Annotated in this window: 15 protein-coding genes; 14 read left to right on the top strand and 1 reads right to left on the bottom strand. The window is 34.9% G+C overall.

Going from position 1 to position 19097, the window contains the following annotated elements; all coding sequences use genetic code 11:
* Positions 1–618 precede the first annotated feature (618 nt).
* Genes ACOVQ4_RS18685 through ACOVQ4_RS18675 form a run of 3 tightly spaced genes read left to right on the top strand, consistent with a single transcriptional unit; the run spans position 619 to position 2162 of the window.
* Entirely contained in the window at positions 619–828 is a 210-nt protein-coding gene (locus ACOVQ4_RS18685; RefSeq protein WP_166553074.1) for a helix-turn-helix domain-containing protein, read from the top strand.
* Positions 829–831: 3 nt separating this feature from the next.
* Positions 832–1161: a HipA N-terminal domain-containing protein gene (locus ACOVQ4_RS18680; RefSeq protein WP_166553073.1), complete on the top strand. Its 330-nt coding sequence runs from the start codon at positions 832–834 to the stop codon at positions 1159–1161.
* The gene (locus tag ACOVQ4_RS18675; RefSeq protein WP_421822128.1) at positions 1158–2162 is read left to right on the top strand and encodes a type II toxin-antitoxin system HipA family toxin; all 1005 of its coding nucleotides are present in this window, start codon (positions 1158–1160) and stop codon (positions 2160–2162) included. The genes ACOVQ4_RS18680 and ACOVQ4_RS18675 overlap by 4 nt, the downstream gene beginning before the upstream one ends.
* Positions 2163–2355: 193 nt before the next feature.
* Here ACOVQ4_RS18675 and ACOVQ4_RS18670 read toward each other — a convergent pair whose 3' ends face one another.
* Entirely contained in the window at positions 2356–3252 is an 897-nt protein-coding gene (locus ACOVQ4_RS18670; RefSeq protein ID WP_421822127.1) for a helix-turn-helix domain-containing protein, read from the bottom strand.
* A gap of 150 nt (positions 3253–3402) precedes the next feature.
* Between ACOVQ4_RS18670 and ACOVQ4_RS18665 the strand changes: the two genes are divergently transcribed.
* From ACOVQ4_RS18665 to ACOVQ4_RS18615, 11 genes are all read left to right on the top strand, one after another.
* Positions 3403–3963 (top strand): hypothetical protein, encoded by a 561-nt coding sequence (locus ACOVQ4_RS18665; protein WP_421822126.1) that lies wholly within the window; start codon positions 3403–3405, stop codon positions 3961–3963.
* Positions 3964–4729: 766 nt separating this feature from the next.
* Entirely contained in the window at positions 4730–5059 is a 330-nt protein-coding gene (locus ACOVQ4_RS18660) for a hypothetical protein (RefSeq protein ID WP_421822125.1), read from the top strand.
* Positions 5060–5112: 53 nt separating this feature from the next.
* The gene (locus tag ACOVQ4_RS18655; protein ID WP_421822124.1) at positions 5113–5535 is read left to right on the top strand and encodes a hypothetical protein; all 423 of its coding nucleotides are present in this window, start codon (positions 5113–5115) and stop codon (positions 5533–5535) included.
* Positions 5536–5868: 333 nt separating this feature from the next.
* Positions 5869–6099: a hypothetical protein gene (locus tag ACOVQ4_RS18650; RefSeq protein WP_421822123.1), complete on the top strand. Its 231-nt coding sequence runs from the start codon at positions 5869–5871 to the stop codon at positions 6097–6099.
* Between the two features lie 4 nt (positions 6100–6103).
* Positions 6104–6493, top strand: coding sequence for a hypothetical protein (locus ACOVQ4_RS18645; RefSeq protein ID WP_421822122.1), 390 nt, complete (start codon positions 6104–6106; stop codon positions 6491–6493).
* 849 nt (positions 6494–7342) lie between these two features.
* The gene (locus ACOVQ4_RS18640) at positions 7343–8356 is read left to right on the top strand and encodes a helix-turn-helix transcriptional regulator (RefSeq protein WP_421822121.1); all 1014 of its coding nucleotides are present in this window, start codon (positions 7343–7345) and stop codon (positions 8354–8356) included.
* Between the two features lie 403 nt (positions 8357–8759).
* Entirely contained in the window at positions 8760–10223 is a 1464-nt protein-coding gene (locus tag ACOVQ4_RS18635) for a type I restriction-modification system subunit M (protein WP_421822120.1), read from the top strand.
* Positions 10220–11347 (top strand): PDDEXK nuclease domain-containing protein, encoded by a 1128-nt coding sequence (locus ACOVQ4_RS18630; RefSeq protein WP_421822119.1) that lies wholly within the window; start codon positions 10220–10222, stop codon positions 11345–11347. The genes ACOVQ4_RS18635 and ACOVQ4_RS18630 overlap by 4 nt, the downstream gene beginning before the upstream one ends.
* 12 nt (positions 11348–11359) lie before the next feature.
* Positions 11360–12505: a restriction endonuclease subunit S gene (locus ACOVQ4_RS18625; protein WP_421822118.1), complete on the top strand. Its 1146-nt coding sequence runs from the start codon at positions 11360–11362 to the stop codon at positions 12503–12505.
* Positions 12502–15840 carry a DEAD/DEAH box helicase family protein gene (locus ACOVQ4_RS18620; protein WP_421822117.1) on the top strand — a complete coding sequence of 1113 codons (3339 nt, stop codon included), beginning with the start codon at positions 12502–12504 and terminating at the stop codon, positions 15838–15840. Before ACOVQ4_RS18625 ends, ACOVQ4_RS18620 begins: the two co-directional genes overlap by 4 nt.
* 176 nt (positions 15841–16016) lie before the next feature.
* Positions 16017–19097: a hypothetical protein gene (locus ACOVQ4_RS18615; RefSeq protein ID WP_421822116.1), complete on the top strand. Its 3081-nt coding sequence runs from the start codon at positions 16017–16019 to the stop codon at positions 19095–19097.

The following is a 19097-nucleotide window of genomic DNA, read 5'->3' as shown; positions in this document are numbered from 1 at the left end:
ATATGAATAAAATTGTATTTTTTATAGTTTTAAAAGATAATGTCAATAGCTCATTTATTGTTAAAGACCCCATAAAAGTCGTTATTAAAATGACTCAAACTGGTCTTTTTCCCAAGAGGACATTATGTCCGCTTGAGAAAAAGACTAAAATCATAACACGAAAATTTTGAGGTTAAATCTGTGCATGGTGTAAAATTCTCAATAAAGAATACCTAGCGGACATTTTGTCCTCTTGGAGTATTTTTAGTAAGTGTTTTCAAAAACTCCATTTTTAAAATACCCATAAAAGTCGTTTTTAATTGAAGGTTTGGAGTAAGCTTTTACGCAAGCGGACATTTTGTCCTTTTGGTCAATATGAAGTGTATAGGCGTTTTTGGAAAGTAAAAATCCCTATAAAAGTCGTTTTTCAGTTTAGTGAAATGTCTGTTTTTGAGTACAACATCAACTTATTTAATAGATTGATGATACTGAAAATAACGATAAAATCACAATATAATGTGTGTTTTATTTAATGAATAAGCATTTGAAATAGAAATTACGTATAAATCATATTATAATGTGATTTTGTGCTTGAATTTCTGCTGAAAAAAGATATTTTTACATAAAAATCACAATATAATGTTAGTTCAGGATTTAGGAAATATCATCAAGACACGACGAAAGGAGTTGAAAATTACTCAGCCACATTTGGCTGAATTGGCAGGTATAAGTACAAACACTCTGTATAAACTCGAACGAGGACAGGGAAATCCTTCTTTAGAGGTTCTCAATAAATTGGCAGAAGTACTTGGTTTGGTTTTATCCATGGACATTAAAAAAAATGCGTAAATAATGAGAAAAGTAGCGGTCTATCGAAATGGTATTTTTGCAGGAATCCTCATAGAAGAAAATCGAAAGCAGTTTGTTTTCAAATACGATAAAAATTATTTCGATGACTCCCAAATGCCAGCTATAAGTCTGACGCTTCCTAAGAGCCAGCAAGAATACACTAGTGAGGTACTGTTCCCTTTCTTTTTTAATATGCTCAGTGAAGGGGTAAATCGTAAACTACAAAGCACACAATTACGCATAGATGAAGACGATAGTTTTGGTCTATTGATGGCGACAGCCCAAAGCGATACCATCGGAGCCGTAACGGTAAAACCCTTGATAGAAAAATGAATCTACATGAATTAACTTATTGCCCTGGAACATTAGCAGAAGGATTTAACACTTACAGTCCGAGTTGCTTAAGAAATATGTTTAATGGCAAAAAAGTAAACCATATTTTGCCTTATGAACAAGCACAGCAAAATGAGGAAGTCGCCGAGTTATTTATAGAAAATCGTAAACGTATTTCTATTTCGGGTGTACAAGAAAAATTGAGTTTGGTACTCGAAAAAAATCAACTTCGCTTAACACATCAAGGAGAACAAGGTACTTATATTTTGAAACCTATTCCTAGAGATTTAAAGAAAGTTGATCAAGTGCCCGCAAATGAGCATTTGACCATGCAAATTGCTAAACAAGTATACGGACTCAATACCGCTGAAAATGCCTTGATATTTTTTAAAGATGGCTCGCCAGCCTATATCACCAAAAGATTTGATGTAAAGAAAGATGGAGGAAAATGGGGTAAGGAGGATTTTGCAACCTTGGCTGGAAAAACAAAAGATAATGCGGGTGCTAATTTCAAATATGAATATAGCTATGAAGAAATTGGCGCACTCATAAAACAGTACGTACCAGCGTGGCGCGTTGAGATTGAAAAGTATTTTGTGTTGGTGGTATTCAATTATTTGTTTAGTAACGGCGATGCCCATCTGAAAAACTTTTCCTTGCTTGAATCTTCTGGAGGAGATTATCTGTTGAGTCCCGCTTATGATTTAATCAATACAAGACTTCATGTCGATGATACTGATTTTGCCTTGGATAGAGGGCTATTCATAGATGATTTTCAAAGCGTAGAATTCAAAAAATCAGGGCACCCAGCAAAAGCAGATTTTGTGGAATTAGGTAAAAGAATAGGCGTATTGGAAAGCAGAATAGAAAAAATACTTACGCCATTGTTAGAGAAACAACCATTAGTTGAAACCCTAATCAATCATTCTTTTTTGAATGAAAATAATAAACGAGGCTATTGGCAAATGTATAATACTCGAAGGAATAGTCTGAACAAATAAAAAGCTTGAATTGAGTGATTATTGAATGAGTGATTTAGTGATTATTTTTTTAAAATAATTTTCTCACTTGTAAAAGCTTAATAAAGCTGTGTCATCAAGTATTGTATTATTTTAAAATTGGAATGTAATCCTAATTTTAAGATAATCACTCATTCACTCAATCTCAATTCACTCAATTAAGAATGGCTCATGGCTAATTTAAGCGATATTCTAATGGTGTGACACCTAGTTTCTGTTTAAAAAATCTAGTAAAATGTTGGGGATATTTAAAGCCCAATTCATACGAAATCTCACTTAGCGATTTGGTGGTATCTAACACTCGTTCCTTTGCGAAATCCAATAATTTTAATTGGATATACTCTAGTGCCGTTTTCCCTGTCTCCTTCTTGATTAAATCTCCAAAATAATTAGCGGATAAATGCAGACAATCTGCAAAATATGCTACCGATGGAAGCCCTTTCGTCGCCAAATCTTTCCCATATACATAATCGGTCAATAGTTGGTCAAATTGCAAAAGGATACCTTGATGAACTTCCTCTCGAGTGATAAACTGTCGGTCATAAAATCTTGAAAAATATTTCAATAATAGTTCAAGATTAGCAATAATGAGTTTTTTGCTATGTCTATCAATATTTTGATTGATTTCAGAAGATATATTTTCGATACAATTCATGATAGTTTCCTTTTCTCGTTCAGATACGTGTAATGCTTCGTTTGACTGATACGAAAAATAATTAAACTCATGAATTTGTCGCCCCAAAGATGTTCCCTTAATTAAGTCTGGATGAAAAACCAATGCAGTGCCAAAGGGCTGATGCATTTCTCCTTCTGGCTCAGTTGAAATGATTTGTTCTGGAGCAAAAAATACAATAGTCCCTTCATCATAATCATAGTAAGTATTGCCGTAACGCAAGTCACCACATTTGGATTCCTTAATAATGATAGCATAAATTCCCATTTTGAATTTGCTACGAGGTAAGGGATTCGATTTCCCCAAATCGACTAAACTAATCAGAGGATGCAACGCCGAGTTGTTGAATGTCTGACTATACTGCTTGACGGTATCATAAATAACCATGGTCTTTTCCATTTTGTTGATACTTCTAAATTATGGAAGAAAAATATTCGTGTGGCATAGACTAGTAAAAGTGGTAAGTTAAACCGTAAAATTTATAAAAAAACTAGACTTTCAAAAGTATAATTTTGAAACTGATTTACATTATCCAAAAACACAATATAAATGAACTTGATGAAATTATGTACCCTGATGGCATTTGCCCTCATGGGTAGGCTCGTTTATGGGCAACAAGACAGTACCAAAACGATTAATACCTTTAGCGGTTTTGTGGGAGTGACCAATAATGGCTTTTCAATTATTCCTACTTTCTCTTTAAATCGACCGGCCGTAGTAACCTATTTCGCATGGCGTAAAAACCGATTTAGTTTCAATCCTGACATAAGATTAGTGTCGGATGCCAGCAAAGGAGGAATGATTTTTTGGTTGCGACACCAATTAGTCGAACAAAAAAAGTTTAGCTTACGCGTAAGTGCACATCCAGCTTTTACGCTTGTCAAAAGAATTGTTTCAGATAACACTGCGTCGCAAGAAATTACGGAAATGTTGAGATTTTTGGCCTATGAAATTGCACTCAATTACCAAATTACACCCAATTGGAGCGTGAGTGCTGTTTACTTGCAAGGAAATGCCTTACAATTGCACGGACCACAAGAAACCAAAGTGTTGTTTCTGAATACCAGTATTTATGATTTCGTTGGTCCACACCTATCTCTGGGTGTATAAGTCCTGTTATGATAGAGTAAAAAAACAAAATACCCTTCTTGGGCTGAGTGTAGCGCAGCGGAACGAAGCCCAAGAAGGAGTAAATACATAATCAAAACAATCAGATTATGTATATTTTTAATCTGTACTAAAAATGGGAAGCCGACAGTAAACTATAATCTTATCTTTTTTCATCGTTTAATTTTCCTTATTCTCGTTCATCAAAAAAAATCTATGGAATAACCTTTGTATATTAATATTTTAATATACATTTGAACTATATATAGTTTGAAACTCTATTGTTGCCTAATTCTTTCCATCCCAATGAAATTAACCAATTCGGATTAATTTTATTAGAGCACAATTTCATACAATTAACATTTTCCATTAATCACACTGGTAGAAAAGTTAATGTATTCACAGAAGGATGATAGCTGTAGTCATATCCAACAAAAAACATGTGTCAAAAGTAAGCTTTAGGGTGTTCTACGATAGCATACAGAGTATCTATGCTTATTCAGGACTCTTTTGATTCTTTTAGTTTGTGAGTAACTATTATTAATCCTTAATTAAGAATTTTAGCTATAAGAAATCAAGAAATAGATTTTATCAGAAAAATTATAAATGCCTATTCTTATAACTGTTAGAAGAGGTATCAGTAATATATGTTCATGCATCATATAGATCAAGATATATCAAAAGTTGATTTGGTATAGGTTGTCATCTCCACCTATTAAAGAGAGAAAAACTACAGAACCTTAATAACGTGAAAAAAATCATTCTTCCTATGCTAGTATTTGTACTAGCGCTTTTAACTCAATGTACTAAAGATATTCCCCTCAACGATTCGATGATTAACTCCTCAGGGAATCGAACCTCAATTCCTTCAGTTGACTCCACTATGTTTAACAACGAATTAGATGGAAAATTTCTTTATACACATTTGAAATATTATATGGGATCTGTTGATTTAACTTCTTATCTTCCAAAAGAGCATCAGGAGCTATTTAAAAAAGAACTTGAATCTCGGAAAGAAAGATATAAGCAAAATCACACGATGAAATTATTGATGATCTTGTTGGTCAAAAATATTACACTGAGAAATCTGGTTCCTTAATCAAGAAGCATATTAAAGACCTATCCTCTTATTTAACAACAAGCCCTTCTGATTTGAATAGCATAAATAAATGGGGAATTGATAAAGAAAATAATATCAGAAATGATAATTCTCTGACATTTGAGGAAAAAAAACAAATTTTAAGCCATCAGGCACTTGTAAGATATGCTTTAAATTGGAAATTAGAACAAATCCCAAATATAAAAGGAGCAAGATTATTTCAAAGCCAAGATTTTTGGTCTGACTTAGCTTGTTGGGTAGGTGCAATAAGTGGGTGGTCTGGAACAGGTGCGGGAGTCGCTACCTCAATTGCATGGGCAACGGGGTCCACTTTAGCATCCGCTGCAAACTATTCAGTTGTTGGAGCCGCTATTGGAGTTGCATTTGGCATTATAAACGGTATTGTTACATGCACTGGAAGTACAAATAAGAATGTGTGTCAAGATCCTATTTCAGTTGCATTTCCCTATACTTGATACAATTATGGTGATGCTTTACTTTGTGAAGCTGTTGGGTATGGAAATACATCGCCTTCACAATTCACATTTAGCTTCAGTTATAATAACAATCTTAATAACGCACTGTACTCAAATTTTACAAGCAATGACTATCTCTATCTTCCAGGAAACTATGTTACCAGTAATAGTGTAACTTCTGTAGCAGTTAAATGTCAAACAAGCTGTAGCAATGGAAATCCTCTATGGTTCGGTTGGTTTAATCTATCAGATTTGGGCAAACCGTATTTCACATTTTCTGGAAATTCTAATTTTAATGTTTCAGATATTCCTGACCCTTATTCATCAACTGTTATGAGTTATCTAATACAGGGTCCAGTGAATAGTACAAACGCCAATATTCAATGGGAAATAATTCCATCTGGTTATCCTAATTACTCCACCACCGGGACGATTATGTGGGGAGTAAACTCAACTCAAGTTGGGATTAAGTGGGATAGACATGCAGGATATGCTAACTTGAAATGTACTGCCACCGTTAATTGTGCTACTATCGTAAACTATTACACTATTCATATAAATTAAAGCCATGGAAAACTTATCAAATTATTTTCAATTTATTAGTAGCGTAAAATGCTATAAAGCTAAATTAATATCCCTATTTATATTTCTAGCTACTGGAGGAGTGAGCTGTAGTAATCAATTATTTCCTGATTCTTTTATTCCATTAAGTTCGGGGGGATATTACCAAGCTACTTCAGCAGATTCTGTACAGTTATATATTACACAGCTACCAGCAAGACCTTATCATGAAATAGGAATCATATATGTTAGAACAAGAAGTAATAATGATTCAGATGCAGCAAATAAAAATTTGATTATCTTAAAAAAATTGGCAGCAAATTATGGAGCCAACGCTGTCATTAGACTTGACGTTACAGATTTTAATATCAAAGGAGTTGCAGTGAGCTGGAAATAACTAATAGCACTCGAGCTATTAGTTTGAAAGATGAGCGCATCTTGAATGATATCAGTATTTAAAAATTAGTATATTACAAATAAAACAACCCCAAAATATGTCAATAATGGCAATTTTAGGGGTTGTTTTGTCTTATGTGCCTGTTAACAAAATATAATGTTTAAACTAAAATCGCCAATTTTCAAAGGCTTACAGAAAAGCCCTTGAAATGATAGGGACACTACTTAATTTTTCGAACATGAAACGAGTAAATACCTGAGGTGTTAAAGCTACCAACTAACACATACTAAAGACAGGTTTAGTTTACAACTTGTAAAAACATCTACGTTTCAGTGTGAAAAAAACAGCATATTAGCCCTAGCTATTGCCCTTCCTGAAGGGATATTTATGCCTCTCTCAAAAGCGTATCTGTAGTCATTAATAACTCAATTTTAAGCGCTTCTGTCAGCTTCCCATTTTTAGTACAGATATAAATATACATAATCTGTCTGCTTCGACTATGTTTTTAACCCATCTTGGGCTGAGACAGGTTCCACCACAGTCAGCCCAAGATGGGTGTTTTGTTTTTTACTCTATCATAACAGGACTCATACTACCCAGAGATATGTGTGGACGAACGAAATCATAAAACGCTCTTTAAGAGGTACAAAATAACATTGTATAAAAATACCTACAGTAAATGCTATTAGTTGTATAGAATACTTGTACCAATAAACATAGTTTCTGAAATTTGAAACTATTGATTTTTGAACATTTTACCCTTTCTCAAATTACTAGGATAGATTTGGAAATAATATTTCTTAAATTATGGCTTACATAGGTACTATTTAGGGATTGATTATTTTTTGTATGGCCACCAATAAACACGCAACTATTCGATATCATGCACTTGATAAATGCTTTTCAAATTTCAATCGCAGATACTTTATTGAAGACTTAATTGAGGCTTGTAATAATGAGCTTGTAGAATTCTGTGGAATTTCGGATGGTATAAAACGAAGACAGATTTTCGATGATATTAGGTTTATGGAAAGTGAACAAGGTTGGGATATACCTCTGGAAAGACATAAAGACGGTAAACGTGTATTTTATCGATACTCTGACAAAAACTTCTCGATAAAGAAGCAGGCTATCAACGAGTCTGAGTTAGGAAAACTGAAGGAAACGTTATCTATTTTATCACGATTCAAAGGAATGCCTCAGTTTGAATGGATTGAAGAAATATTAGTGAGATTGGAATCAACATTTACGAATTTGAATATTAGTAGCGCATCCTCTATTGTTGGGTTCGAACAAAACCAGTATTTAAAAGGACTGGAATTCTTTGGGGATCTATTTAATGCAATCTTGTATAAAAAAACACTGACAATACATTATCAGAACTTCAAAAAAGTTGAGGCTATGGTAATGGAAATACACCCATACTATCTTAAACAATATAGTAATCGGTGGTTCTTAATAGGGTTCAATCCACAATATCAAAAACCTTCTCATCTGGCTCTAGACAGAATTCTACATTTTATGGAAAGCAATAATCCATACATAGCTAATGAAACTATAGACTTTGAGGAATATTTTGAGGATGCAATTGGTGTGACAGTTGATGGGATAGAGGTAGAGAAAATTGTTTTAAAAATAGATATACAAACATGGCCATATATTGAGACAAAACCATTTCATGGATCCCAAAAAGTATTGGAACGACACGAGGACTATATTATCATTGAGCTTCAACTTAAAGTGAATTTCGAATTAGAGACCCTCATATTATCTCGAGGAGAGGTTATAGAAGTGTTATCTCCTGAGCATTTAAGAAGTAAAATTAAGAATCGATTGGATAAGCTCTTTCAGAAATATAATTAACCTGTGCAGGTGTAGCGCATAGATTAGAAATAATTTTGTATTATCACAGCCCAATTTATAATAGAGACATAACACAAAACTATATACCAAAGGCCATTTTGACATTGCAAGGAATGAAGTAAATGAGAGTGAATCTTATTTGTACTGTTCTTGCTAATTCTTCATGAAGAAAGGCTGTTAAAAGGTGTAAGTATAATAAAGGGGCACAATGTATTATTCGAAATATGTGATAACATTTTGGCATAAAGTTTTCATAACACAGGATTTTAGCTATGCGTTTGGAGTTTATTTGAGCCATAAGAGTTATATTCAATTAAAATAACTGAGGTAATATCAAATAATAAACCTCAAACACGGGTAGATTACCCTAAATTTGCAAAAAAATTCATTTAAAAATTACCTCATGATTACTGGAGAATTAAAGTCACAAATTGATAAAGTATGGGAAGCGTTCTGGACAGGCGGATTATCAAACCCTCTCACAGTTATTGAACAAATGACTTATTTGCTTTTTGTTCGTAGGCTCGACGAGCTCCAGACTCAAAAAGAACAAAAAGCTAACTTGCTTAGAACGGCTATCGAAGAGCCTATTTATACCGAAGATGAGTACGAATTGCGTTGGAGTCGTTTCAAAAATATTGATCCTGAAGAGATGCACAAACTTTTCACTAAAGAAAAGGGTGTTTTTGACTTTCTTCGTAATGTAGGGAATCGTAGTGCTGCTTTCAGTAAGTTTATGAAAGGTGCTACGTTTATGATTCCTACGGCTCGCTTGCTGGCGCAGGTGGTCGAAATGCTTTCGAATATTGATATGAGTGACCGTGATACAAAAGGTGATGTCTATGAATATTTGCTCAGTAAAATCGCTTCTGCTGGACAAAATGGGCAGTTCCGCACGCCTCGCCATATTATTAAGTTGATGGTGGATATGACTCAGCCAACACTCGAAGATGTTATCTGTGATCCGAGCTGTGGATCAGCTGGATTTTTGACTGTGGCGGGTGAGTATATACGTGAGCATTATTCGACAGAGCTTTACTCTGATACGGTTAAAGAACATTTCCAGAATCACATGTTTATGGGTATGGAGTTTGATCCTACCATGATTCGTATTGGTGGTATGAACTTGATTCTTCATGGTATCGAAAACCCACAACTTTTTGATGTGGACTCCTTGAGTGAAGCGAATACAGGTTTTACCGAAAAAGCATCGCTTATCTTGGCCAATCCGCCTTTTAAGGGTAGTCTCGACCGTGAGGCTGTTGATGGTAAAATTTTGAAGGTCGTTGATAGTAAAAAAACAGAATTACTATTTTTGGCTCTTATCTTGAAAGGGTTGACTTTGGGTGGTCGTGCGGCTGTAATTGTTCCTGATGGCGTTCTTTTTGGTAGTAGTAAAGCTCATCAACAAATACGAACCGAGATTATTGATCATCAAAAGCTACAGGCTGTTATTTCAATGCCAAGTGGCGTTTTCAAACCTTATGCTGGGGTAAGTACTGCTATTTTGATCTTTACAAGAACCGATAGTGGCGGTACCGAAAACGTGTGGTTTTATGATATGCAAGCCGATGGCTATAGCCTCGACGATAAGCGCCAGCCTGTTGAGGCAAATAATATTGCTGATATAGTAGCTCGCTACCATAATCTTGATGCTGAGAGTACTCGTAGTCGTACCGACCAGAGTTTTATGGTACCTGTGGCCGAAATTCGTGAAAACAAGTATGATTTAAGTATCAATCGTTACAAAGAGGTGGTATATGAGCAGAAAACCTATGCTGCTCCTAGCACGATTATTAGCGAAATAGAAGCCCTTGACGCTGAACGTGCCGAATTGCTGAAACAATTAAAACAACTGCTTGTATGAAATTTGAATTATTAGTTGATAATATCCAACAAACTCATCAGTATTTTCAAGAGCAAGCCTCAAAAGCTATTAATATTGGCCTTACATTACGTAATTGGCTGATTGGTTATTACATTGTGGAATTTGAACAAAATGGGGAAGAGCGTGCAAAATATGGCGAAAAACTTCTGGTAAATTTAGCACAAAAATGTAAGCATATTAAGGGCTTAGATGAACGTACATTCAGAAACTTTAGGCTATTTTACCAAATATACCCTCAGATTCAGACTGTGGTTGAAAGTCCATCATTTCGGAGTTTAGCAAGCTATGATTCTGAAAAAGGAATTGTTTTGCCCAGCACTCAACAAATTCGGAGGTCAGCGACCTCCGAATTTGAACTATCGGCTTATCAGCTTAACGGAGAGCTTATTACTAGTAAAATATCTTATACACATTTTGAATTATTAATTAAAATCAATGACCCCATCAGACGCAGCTTCTATGAACTTGAGTGTATAAAAGGTAATTGGAGTGTCCGAGAACTAAAGCGCCAAATAAATAGCCTCTATTACGAACGGTCTAATATGAGTGCAAAACCCGAAAAACTTAGCGCCATAACTAACGCCAAAGCAGAAACTACGAATCTTACAGAGATTGTAAAATCGGTATATGCTTTTGAGTTTTTGGGTTTGAAACACCAAGATGCCGTAGAAGAAAGTGATTTGGAAGCTGCTTTGCTCGAAAACCTACAAGATTTTATGCTCGAAATGGGGCATGGCTTTTGTTTGGAGGCACGCCAAAAAAAGATTTTGATTGGGGACGAGTACTTTTTTATTGACCTCGTTTTTTACCACCGAATTCTCAAATGTCATGTGCTGGTAGAGCTAAAAGTAGAAGAGTTTAGCCACCACAATATTGGACAACTAAACACCTACGTAAACTACTATAAAGCACAGGTGATGCAAGCCAACGATAACCCAACGGTAGGGATTTTGTTGGTAACTAATAAAAATCATACACTGGTAGAATACGCCACCGCAGGCATGGACAACCACCTGTTTGTTTCTAAATATTTGTTAGAACTACCACCCAAAGAAGCCCTACAGGCTTTTATCAAAAACGAAATTGCAAAATATAATCATTAAATAGTTAGAAGTATGATGTGGGAGAAAGTTAAAATCAAGGACATTACTATTAATTTAGATAATAGGAGAAAGCCCTTAAATGAGCAAGAGAGAAATAAAATATCTAAGAAAAAACTGTACCCATATATTGGAGCTAATAATATAATGGATTATGTAGATGAATATTTATTTGATGAAGAAATAATTTGTATTGCAGAAGATGGGGGTAGTTGGGGCGAAAATCAAAAATGTGTGGTGTATTTTTCAGAAAAATGTTGGGTTAATAATCACGCTCATGTCCTTTCATCAAACGGTAAGTCAGACTTAAAATATTTGATGTATTATCTTAATGCTAAAGACTTAACACAATTTATTACAGGTTCAACAAGAGGAAAATTAACAAAATCTGCATTAGATTCAATTCAAATCCCACTCCCACCGCTACCGATACAAAAGCGGATTGCTGAGATATTGGATACAGCGGATGCCCTTCGCCGAAAAGATGAAGCCCTACTTAAAAAATACGATGAGTTGGCTCAAGCTATTTTTATCGACATGTTCGGCGACCCAGTTAAAAATGAAAAAGGTTGGGAGGTGAAGAAGTTGGGGGATCTATTTAAGTCTCCTGTTAAATGTGGACCATTTGGGAGTGCTTTAAAACGAGAAGAGTTTGTAACTTTTGGAATCCCTGTTTGGAACATGGATAATATCATAAATTACAAGTTTTCTAAGCAATGTAATTTATTTATAGATGATAAAAAATATCAAGATTTAAAGTCATATTCCACACAAAATGGAGATATAATTATATCTAGGGCTGGAACTGTAGGTAAAATGTGCGTTGTTGATACTGACATTCCAAAATCAATTATTAGTACAAATCTTATTAAGATTAGTCTTGATTCTAACCAAATAAATCCTTTCTATTTTACATCTCTTATGAAGTATTTTGGAAAAAAAATCGGAAGGCTTCGGACTGGTTCTGATAATGGCTTTACTCATATGAATACAGGAGTGTTAGAAGGATTAGTAATCCCTGTACCGCCAATAATACAACAAAACGTTTTTCTTGAAGTATTGAAAAATATAGAGTGTCAATGTCAGGATATAACCTTTAAAAGTGAAAATCTTTTCAACTCCCTATTACAAAAAGCATTTAATGGAGAATTAGTAGCATGAGTAATTTTTCGTTTATATCTACTCCTTGGGCTTCTTTAGCCGCTGCTCCGCAAGAAGCTGAGCAACATGTGTATCATGCCCCTCTTTACTGTGCAATGCTTTGTCGCAAAAGCTTAGAAGAGTGGGTAAGATGGATCTATCAGCATGATCCAGACTTGGTACTTCCACATGATACCTCGCTAAGTTCATTGATACATGATGCAGCATTCAAACAGTTGGTAGCTCCCAACCAGTTTAAGCAGCTCAATCTTATCAGAAAGCAAGGTAACGATGCCGTACATACGAATATTAGGCTAAAGCCCGAAGATGCCTTGCATGGACTAAAGCTTTTGCATGGATTTTTGGCATGGGTAGTTCAGGTATATAACGAAAAAAGAATCAGCATTAAGCCTTTCGATGAAGCCTTAGTGCCCAAAGAACTCGGAAAAGACAAAAGTAAGGAAGAGCTCAAGCAACTCGAACAAGCATATCATGCTCAACAGAGCAAACTCCAACAACTCGAAGCCGAACTAGAGCGTATCAAGGCCATCAAGGAGCAAAATATTATTACGGCTATACCAGCAGTTGACCCTGATGAAGCTTTTACACGCCAGCGCTATATTGATTTATTACTATCAGAATCAGGTTGGAATCCGTCTGGTACTAATGTACGAGAATTTGCAGTACACAACTGTATGCCCCAAGCCGACGGTAGTTTGGGTAATGGCTTTGTTGATTACGTTTTATGGGGCGACGATGGTAAACCTCTGGCCGTAGTAGAAGCCAAACGTACCAAACGTGACCCACGAGTAGGCCAGCATCAAGCCAAATGCTATGCCGATGGTTTGCAGCAAGTATATGGTCAACGCCCAGTTATTTTCTATTCAAATGGTTATCAGACATGGCTTTGGGACGACCTCAACTATGCCCCAAGAGAGGTTTATGGTTTCTATACCAAGGACGAACTACAGGCACTCGTACAACGAAGAACGTTAAGAAAGAGTCTTGTTAATCAAACGATTAACTCAGCTATTACGGATCGTTATTATCAGCAAGAAGCTATCCGAAAAGTTGCTGAAGTATTAGAGAGAAATCAGCGAGAAGCCTTGCTTGTAATGGCAACAGGTACAGGTAAAACAAGGGTTTCGGCCTCTATTATTGATTTTTTGAGTAAAGCAGGCTGGATAAAAAGAGTATTGTTTTTGGCAGATAGAAATGCTCTTGTACATCAAGCAAAAGTCAATTTGAATGATTATTTGCCCCATCTTCCAACGGTAGATTTAACAAAAGAGAAAGAAGATGACAGCAGCCGAATCGTATTTTCGACCTATCAAACCATGATTAACATGATTGATGGCGAAGCCGACGGCGACAATCGTATGTATGGCATCGGTCATTTTGACCTGATTATTTTTGATGAAATTCACCGTTCGGTCTATAATCGCTATAAGCATATATTTAAGTATTTTGACGGTATCAGAATTGGTTTAACTGCAACACCACGCTCGCATGGTGATAAAGATACTTATGGGTTGTTTGATATGGAACCCAATAACCCAACCTACGCCTACGAACTGGAACAAGCAGTAAATGACCAGTTTTTGGTACCACCTAAAGCTATTTCAGTACCTATTAAGTTTCAGCGAAAAGGCATTAAATATGCAGAGTTGAGTGAAGCCGAAAAGCTGATGTACGAAGAGCAATTTAGTAACCCATTGACAGGAGACTTTCCTGAAGAAATAGATGCCGCAGCTCTTAACACCTGGTTATTCAATACCGATACAGTTGATAAAGTTATTGGACATTTGATGCAAAACGGTATCAAAGTAGAAGGTGGAGACAAACTTGCAAAAAGCATTATTTTTGCCAGATCGCACCTGCACGCCAAGTTTATCGAAGAACGTTTTAATAAGCAATATCCAGAGTATAAGGGTGATTTTCTGAAAGTTATAGACTATCAGGAGGAATATAAATATGACCTCTTAAACAAGTTTAAAGACAAAGCCAAAATGCCACAAATTGCGGTATCAGTTGATATGCTCGATACAGGCATTGACGTGCCAGAAGTGTGTAACTTGGTATTTTTTAAGCCTATCAGAAGTCGTACAAAGTACTGGCAAATGATTGGTAGAGGTACCCGTCTTTGTAAAAACTTATTTGGCGTTGATGAAGATAAAAAGGAATTTGTCATATTCGACTTTTGCGAAAATATAGAGTTCTTCAATGATAACCCGAGAGGTTTTGAAACCGAAACAGGCAAATCTTTGAGTCAACGCTTATTTGAATTACGGTTAAAACTCTCTTTGTTATTAGAAGCGCAAGAAGCTCCTGAGTTAAAAAAATATGCTCAAGAATTAATATCCTATTTAGTAAGGCAAGTACAAGCACTCAACATGCAAAGTTTCCTAGTACGTCAGCATTGGGAAATAGTAGAGAAATATCAAGATGCTAGTCAGTGGAATACTCTTACCGATTTGAATATCAAAGAGATATTTGATCACATAGCACCATTGATTACAGAAATAGAGCAAGATGAACAAGCAAAACGTTTTGATGCCATTATGCTCGATTTGCAATTGAGCATACTCAAGGGAGAGAAAAGACAGCTTGGAATTATTCAAAATGTGGTAATAACAGCCAAGAAGCTAAGCAAAAAGCTAACAATCCCGTCGGTAGCACAACGAAAAGAGCTTATTCATGATCTTCAAGAAAAGTCATTTTGGGAACGTGTGTCTATTCCTGATCTAGAAAAAGTAAGGCTAGAACTTCGTGAATTGATGAAGTTTTTGGAAAAGGAGAAAACGCCCATTTATTACTCCTCTTATCAAGATGAAGTGATAGAATCTGGCATCAAAGAGCAACCATTGGTTTATAACTTTAATGATTTGGATACCTACAAGCGTAAAGTAGAGCAATATCTTAAATCTCAAAGTAATAACTTAACGATTCATAAGCTTCGTAACAATGTGCCTATCACCCAAAGCGAGTTAAACGCATTGGAGCACCTACTGTTTGAACAAGGAAACTTAGGCACTAGAGAAGAGTTTATTAAAGTGTATGGAGAGCAACCACTAGGCCGCTTCATCAGAGGAATAGTAGGCTTGGATATCAATGCTGCCAAACTAGCATTTGGCGAGATATTGAATAATCAAACGCTTAATTCACAGCAAATTAGATTCATAGATACTATTATCAATTTTCTGAACGTCAAAGGGATTATCGAACCAGCAAAACTATTCGACTCACCATTTACTGATATAAACACAAGCGGCATAATGGGCGTCTTCGATGAACAAACATCTGCTAAAATCATCACTTTGTTAGAAACAATTATTCAGAATACTGAAGTGGCGTAGAAATAGGTACTAGCAAGAAGACTTACTAGCTTATTGACTACTAAAAATCTTGGATTTGTCCGACTATGAGTAAGTACTAGTGCAAAGTAAGTTTAATATACCTATAAAGTAATTTCAACTATGCACCACCACTGCATAGTTGAAACATAGTTTTACAGAGTTAATACTTACATGATATGCACTACTATACAAATTTAGAAGGGAAAAGTTTAAGAAACTTTGATGAAGATTTTTTCGAAAGTATTAAAAGATATTTTAGGGAAAAGTCTTCATTAACTAGTATTGATTCAAGAGATTGTGCCATACTCTTCGGCTTGTGGTGGAAATTTTCCTATGTTGAAGGAAAGCCATCCAAGGATATGATTTTTAATTCCTTATACTCTACAGATCAAAGCTTTTCGGCAGAAGATTTATATCAAAAAGCAAAAGAAGGAGGTAAAAAGTTAGGCTGGAAATGGATTCAGAAAGAGAATACCTTGTACTTTAGGACACTTTTACTTCAAGGAGGTATCCCTTTGAAAAACTTGCTGAAATATGGAACAGCATACCGTAAGTTTTTATTGAAAGTAATTGAACAGAGACCCGCTATTATCAGTGATATTGCAGATAATTATGAAGTGATTAAGGATTTGCCAATGTCTACTCGTAATGAAATTGTTTTTGAAGCAGCCTTGAGTATTTCGAGAGCCATTTGGGATGATACAGAGGAAGGTCGAGAAATACTTGACCTATTAGAGCTGAATCAACAAAGAGATTTAGTAGATACCCTAAAAAAACGCAAAACGGAAATAGAAAAGGCAGTAAAATCTCAAGCCAAAATAAAAACATTTTTTGAATTGAATTTGAAGTCTTCCGAGGAAGCCAATATTGTATTAAAATCGGTTTTACCTGATAAAATAAACAGCACATTATTTGCTGAGATGATTAACCTCATTTCCGATGATGAGTTATCTGCTTCATACAATTTCTTTTGTGATGAAACCTTATTGGCAACTTACCGAAAGGATATCAAGGGGGATTTTATAAAATATTATTCGTCTTTGACCCCCATTTTGTGGAATCCCGGAAACAAACACCTACCAGAATTGTATTTTGCAGATACTTCTGGGAAAAAATATTTTATTTCTTCTCAGATAAAAGTATTGCCAGATACTAGCATTCCAAGTCTTTGGGTTCAAGTTGAAGAAAATCGTTGGATAATGCTATCCAAGAAAAATCATAACGGGGACAGTGCCTTTGTTTTGACCTCTGAACCTAGTCATTGTACTGAGAAAAGTCTGAAATTGATAATTGAAAACAAAATATTTTATCTTTTTGAAATACAAGAAGCTACTACCTTAATCACTAGTAAAAATGAGTCTGTTCACTTCAAACTAAATACTACCTCTTTTGATTGGTATATTCAAGAAACGAGACCCCATTGGTTACATAAAGCAAATACGGTAGTTGTGAAAGCTTTGCCTAAAATTTATTTTTTTAATGATGATGGAAAAAGAATAAGTGATAATCAGATAAGTAAAAAATGGCGAAGAAAGGGGGAGTATGTATGGCATGAATATAATGGTTCGATTCCTGTGGGAATTATAGAACTGCAATTTTGTATCGCTGGAGTTACTGAGTACGAAAAAGTATTCAATATTGGAGACTCTACATTGAGATTCTCCAGCTCTGATATTTTAAGACCGGCAATCTATTTTAATCATAATGATTTGATGTTAGAAGTAGTTGACAATAATAGCTGCTATAATATCTCTAACACGGATAAATCTATTGTAGTAAATATCACTAACACAAATCAAATACCTAAATACATCAAAGCCTATATAAAAAGTAAATATGGAAATTTATTATTCGATATACTACTGCCAGCTAAGGGCATTGAGTTAGTTGATAAAGAGGATAAAGTGGTGGGTAATAACCACATTTTTTTGTTGAATAACATAGATGGATACCGAATCATAAGTGGAGAAAATCAAACCATTAAGTTTTATAATGAACAGTATCCAAAGCTGATTATTCGTCAGACGCTACAATCTGGATTAATCCCACTAAGAAACTTTAATACAATAATTCAAAAGTTATTTCTATTAGCAGACTCAATGGCATCTAGTAACATAGTCGTAATGGAAATGCAGGGTAAAAGAATTCAGTTTAAAGCATATAATACTCGTCTCTCTTACCTAAATGAAGATGGGGCTTTGAGACAATCGGAAGATAAAAAATTACTTATTAATCTTAAAAAAAGTGATGATTTAGATATTAATTATACCCCTCAATCAAATTACTTGCTCTATGCAGTGCCCTTGAACTGCGAGCTTAAAGATATCAATTCTATTGAATTAGACAGGGATAATGATAGTTTTTATATTCCTGAAATCATTAGTAATCAGGAGTTCATTGTTTTTGATACGAATAAAGATATCAATTGTAAGATTCTCCCTACCTATGTAACTATTAATCAGGATTATATAATTTCGCCACCAGCACCAGAAGTTCTTTATCAAAATAAGTTAGTTAGGATTACTGAATTCTACCGTCAATTATCAGATGATTCGATAGACGATCAGGAGTGGCAAAAATTATATCGATATATTGAAATTTGTAATCAGTTTAATCTTCCTTTTTCTGCATTTGATATAATTAGAGCAGCTTGTTCATCATCTGATATTTGTGCTAAACTTTTCTTCTTTCTGATCTGCTATACACATAGTAATGAAGATTTTATTCGCACTTGTGGGAAAATGGAAGAAGAGTTAGGGTTTAGATTTCATTGGTGCTCTTTTGAATCGATTCAAAAAAACTTTAATAGTATAATTGATAATCATGGGAATGATGCTATCGGTTTAATCCTTGAAAAATCAAGCCTAATTATTGATAGAAAATTTCTAATGTTCAACAACAATGATTGGAAGATGCCAGAAGGATTTCACTTAAATACTTCCATGAATAGTATGCGGCAAAGACTAGGAGAATCAGTGATAAATGAATTGCCGCATTGGAGACCTTTTATACCCGAAAACAGAAAAACAATTATTCCTATTGATAACAAAAAATTAAAAATAATGACAAGGTGTCCTATAGCTATTGCTCTAGTAAAATTAAATCTTTATGAATCGGAACTGCCTAATGGAGGTAAAATCGTTGATTTATGGCATCTGAATAATCATGAAATCAGACGAAATATTATTTATTGTGAAAATCTTGATAATCAATGGTATGATTTAGCAGTTACTTATACTATCAATCGAATATTATAA

It is taken from the genome of Flectobacillus sp., assembly GCF_049240685.1.
Taxonomy (GTDB): domain Bacteria; phylum Bacteroidota; class Bacteroidia; order Cytophagales; family Spirosomataceae; genus Flectobacillus.
The sequence above is the reverse complement of the archived record's forward strand: the minus strand, read 5'-3'. Positions and strand labels throughout refer to the sequence as shown.